The 3,001-nt window shown below is 46.8% G+C and carries 5 protein-coding genes and 1 pseudogene; 3 read left to right on the top strand and 3 right to left on the bottom strand.

Annotation, left to right across the window (positions count from 1 at the left end; all coding sequences use genetic code 11):
- Both V6C93_RS35510 and V6C93_RS35505 read left to right on the top strand, forming a co-directional pair.
- The coding region (locus V6C93_RS35510) for a UDP-3-O-(3-hydroxymyristoyl)glucosamine N-acyltransferase (protein WP_333481408.1) at positions 1-590 on the top strand (590 nt) is incomplete at its 5' end.
- A 416-nt stretch (positions 591-1,006) separates the two neighbouring features.
- Positions 1,007-1,282 (top strand): hypothetical protein, encoded by a 276-nt coding sequence (locus V6C93_RS35505; RefSeq protein ID WP_333481407.1) that lies wholly within the window; start codon positions 1,007-1,009, stop codon positions 1,280-1,282.
- A gap of 124 nt (positions 1,283-1,406) precedes the next feature.
- Here V6C93_RS35505 and V6C93_RS35500 read toward each other — a convergent pair whose 3' ends face one another.
- Complete coding sequence (locus V6C93_RS35500) at positions 1,407-1,712, bottom strand: fertility inhibition FinO-like protein (protein WP_333481406.1); 306 nt, start codon at positions 1,710-1,712, stop codon at positions 1,407-1,409.
- Positions 1,713-1,808: 96 nt separating this feature from the next.
- Complete coding sequence (locus V6C93_RS35495; protein ID WP_333481405.1) at positions 1,809-2,006, bottom strand: hypothetical protein; 198 nt, start codon at positions 2,004-2,006, stop codon at positions 1,809-1,811.
- A 244-nt stretch (positions 2,007-2,250) separates the two neighbouring features.
- Between V6C93_RS35495 and V6C93_RS35490 the strand changes: the two are divergent.
- Positions 2,251-2,511, top strand: a pseudogene (locus tag V6C93_RS35490) (zinc ribbon domain-containing protein); the annotation flags it as partial.
- Here the strand turns inward: V6C93_RS35490 and V6C93_RS38915 are convergent.
- Complete coding sequence (locus tag V6C93_RS38915; protein WP_333481403.1) at positions 2,508-2,684, bottom strand: hypothetical protein; 177 nt, start codon at positions 2,682-2,684, stop codon at positions 2,508-2,510. The pseudogene V6C93_RS35490 and the gene V6C93_RS38915 overlap by 4 nt on opposite strands.
- Positions 2,685-3,001: the final 317 nt, after the last annotated feature.

Raw genomic sequence — 3,001 nt, 5'->3', positions numbered from 1 at the left:
AGGCGCAAATTGGCGATCGCACAGTGTTACACGCAAACTGCACCATCCACGAACGGAGTCGCCTAGGTGCCGATTGTGTCATCCATAGTGGTGCAGTAATTGGTGCGGAAGGGTTTGGTTTTGTACCTGTCCCTGAAGGCTGGTTCAAAATGCCCCAATCTGGCTGTACTGTACTTGAAGATGGTGTAGAAGTGGGCTGCAATACTAGTATTGACCGTCCCGCCGTTGGCGAAACACGAGTGGGTAGGAATACAAAGATTGACAATTTGGTACAAATCGGTCACGGTTGCCACATTGGCGAAAACTGTGCCTTGGCGGGACAATCCGGGATGGCGGGTGGCGTTAAAGTGGGGAATCGCGTGATTCTCGCGGGGCAATCCGGAATTGCCAATCAGGCGAAAATTGGAGATGGTGCGATCGCCAGTGCCAAAGCCGGTATTCATAATGATGTAGAACCCGGAGCGATCGTCAGTGGAATTCCCGCCCTACCTCACAAACACTTTCTCAAAGTCGCGGCTGTTTACAGCCGTCTGCCGGAACTCTATCAAACCCTGAAGCAGCTACAGCGACGATTGGAGGAAAAGAAATAAGAATTAACGAATCCCAGGTGTTGCACCTGGGATTTTTTTCGGTTGAGAGTTCTGGCTCAATGCCTTCTTTTAGTTTGCACATATAGATTAAGCCTTATCCTCACAGCCAAAGTCTACCCTCACTGTTTCTACAAACCTTTCTTTATCTTTTTAAGTAGCCGCTAAGACATTTCTAGGTATATAGTAATGACTTCATTGAATACCTAATTGATGGCGCTTCATCACAGGGCGATCGCATCCAGCGCCACTCTCTCCTCGTTATTCACTCAAAACGTAATAATTTCTTTGCGGATGCCTGCCTCTCGTGGCAGAAAGCAAAGACATTATTGGAATGGAACTCAATCGCGAGAGAGATGTTCTTTTTTCTATGAATAAAAAAATCTCTACTTGGTAGCGTCGCGTGGTTAAAAGAGCCAATGACCCAAACTCTAGAAACTTACCAAACATCAAATTTTGAAAAAACCAGCCTGAATTTTATCTCAGCTCCTCTTCACCCTAACTGTCAGACGATTACACATCGATTAAGACGGGCAATCGCCAGATTAGAACGCCAGGACATTGGATGGCTGGACATCTTGACTGCGATGGCGAATATTGCAGCAGAGGAAGAGGGTGATGAGCAAGTTGCTAAGGTACTGGAAGCAACAGCATTTTCCTTGAAGCGAAATCGGAAAGTCAGGCGTAACTTATGAACTCTCCCGCTAGGTTGAAGCTGAGTACAGCACTCCAGGGGGTTCGGAAATCCCAACGTGGTTAATCGAGAAAGTCATTGATCGACTAGGCGAATTCCGTACCCCTGTTTACGCTGCGATGAATTTAGGCGGTTGTTGCTTCGGGTTTAGGTTCCTTCGGCTTGCGCTCAAAGACTTGTATATTAGGCTGGTCAAGCATAAATCCCCCTTCCAGCTGCTCACCCATCTTGCCAGCAATAGCAGCTACCCACGTGGGATAGCTTTCTTGTGCCTGCTCAAGTTTTTTAAAGACTTTCGGTTTTACCTTAATCCGGATGAGTTGACCGTCACAGTCGAGATCGAATTCCTTCCAACCATTCTCGACGGTACGAACGTCAGCTGGCATTTCGTTGATTTTGATCGTTAATTCTAATTTCCCTGGTGTGGGCATAAAATCTACCTCTTGCGTTTCCTTCCCTTCCTTATATATCAGCTGGATGAGCCAATTAAACGATCTACATTAGCGGAAAATGCACAATTTTGGATATCACGCTAAGACTACCTCAGTACGGACAACTCCAGCACGCTCATGACGGGCTAGTAGTTTGACTGTGCTGCCAGCGATCGCATGTATAGCAAAAGGCAGAGGCCATAGGGCAGAAGGCAGAAGGGATGCATATTGACGGGTCAAGGTTTCAGAGTTTGGATTTGTCCTAATTGCTTTGGCAACTGCTATACCACCCATTCCATGACCCAAAGAGCAGGCTTTTCTTGAGCCGCACCCGTCGCCAAGCCGGTGAGTGTCATCAGCTAAATGTCACGGCCTTCGTAGCTCTTACCGAAAAATTGGGTTTAAAACCCCGTCCTTCTAGGACAGTTTTAAGAAGCGTCACATCGTTTTTTAAGATATAGTAGATAGAGGAGGAAATACACTGTTTAGCCTAACCTACGAGTTCAAGCTTAAACCCACGTCTAGCCAAGTCGCCATTTTTGAAGACTGGCTAGAGCAGTGTTGCTTCAAGCGGGGCGTGTTTTTCCTAAAAGTTGAGAGCAAAAAGACAAGCCAGATATGTCCTAATTGCCTTGTAGAAACTGGCAAGAAAGAGTTATTTGAAAGGATTCATTCGTGCAAACATTGCGGCTACACGACAGACAGAGATGTTGCAGCCGCTCAAGTAGTTCTCATTAGAGGACTCGCAGCCGTGGGACACACGGTTAAGATGCTTTCTGTTAGCGAAGCGGCGCGTTAGCGCGGGTAAAGCGGTTGCGCTCCCCGTGATGAAAGAATCTTCGCCCTTCTAGGGCGGAGAGTGTCAACGATACTTTCTATGCTGACAAGCTGAGGAAATTCCTCCGCGTAGCTGTATAGAATGCGAGTCAAGTCTTTGTAACGGTAAAATTTATTGAACCGAATCTCTGGCATGTCAACTCTCAAATGCGCCCTTTGATCATCATGCACAATACCACTCACCTTCGTCGGGCGTTAACTACCTTCTGTTAGGTTTTAAATGTGTGTCCTTCAATAGACTTCTGGCAAAAGTCGAATCTACCTCCCTTAATCCCCCCGATATATTGGGGGGAAACACTTGAAATCTTGCTCCCTCCCCGAACCCAAGGGGAGGGTTGGGGAGGGGTTCTTTGTATTTTTGCAAGAGGTCTAATCAGAGTAAAACCTGCTTACCTGAGCCGCGTTGAGCTGGTTTTCCCTATAAACATGAAGCCGAATATTGACAAATAACT

The organism is Allocoleopsis sp. (genome assembly GCF_036703385.1).
GTDB lineage: Bacteria > Cyanobacteriota > Cyanobacteriia > Cyanobacteriales > Coleofasciculaceae > Allocoleopsis.
Note: the sequence above shows the minus strand (reverse complement) of the source record. Positions and strands in the feature narration are given on the sequence as shown.

What these genes read in the sequence shown, in the direction of transcription:
- V6C93_RS38915 (WP_333481403.1), bottom strand. Translation starts at nt 2,684, where the DNA reads ATGCCAGAGATTCGGTTCAATAAATTTTACCGTTACAAAGACTTGACT.
- V6C93_RS35505 (WP_333481407.1), top strand. Translation starts at nt 1,007, where the DNA reads ATGACCCAAACTCTAGAAACTTACCAAACATCAAATTTTGAAAAAACC.
- V6C93_RS35495 (WP_333481405.1), bottom strand. Translation starts at nt 2,006, where the DNA reads ATGGGTGGTATAGCAGTTGCCAAAGCAATTAGGACAAATCCAAACTCT.
- V6C93_RS35500 (WP_333481406.1), bottom strand. Translation starts at nt 1,712, where the DNA reads ATGCCCACACCAGGGAAATTAGAATTAACGATCAAAATCAACGAAATG.